1 protein-coding gene is annotated in these 383 nt (G+C 61.6%); it reads left to right on the forward strand.

Features of this window, described 5'->3' with window-relative positions:
• On the forward strand, nucleotides 1-383 hold a 383-nt coding region (locus SB816_RS30115), incomplete at both ends, for an aminoacyl--tRNA ligase-related protein (RefSeq protein WP_410548006.1).

Below are 383 nucleotides of genomic sequence, written 5' to 3' on the forward strand. Positions count from 1 at the left end.
CTTCAAGGATCGCAAGGACAACGACTTCGTGATCGGGCCGACGCACGAGGAAGTGATCACCGATATCGCGCGCAACCAGATCAAGAGCTACCGGCAGATGCCGGTGAACTTCTATCAGATCCAGACGAAGTTCCGCGACGAGATCCGCCCGCGCTTCGGCGTGATGCGCGGCCGCGAATTCCTCATGAAGGACGCGTATTCGTTCGACAAGGACGCGGCCGGCCTTAACGAGTCGTACCGCAAGATGTACGACGCGTACGTGCGCATCTTCACGCGCCTCGGCCTCGAATTCCGTGCGGTCGCGGCCGACAGCGGCTCGATCGGCGGCAACTTCTCGCACGAGTTCCACGTGATCGCCGATACCGGCGAGGACGCGATCGCAT

The sequence above is a fragment of the Achromobacter sp. SIMBA_011 genome (assembly GCF_046535435.1).
GTDB classification, from domain to species: domain Bacteria; phylum Pseudomonadota; class Gammaproteobacteria; order Burkholderiales; family Burkholderiaceae_B; genus Achromobacter; species Achromobacter dolens.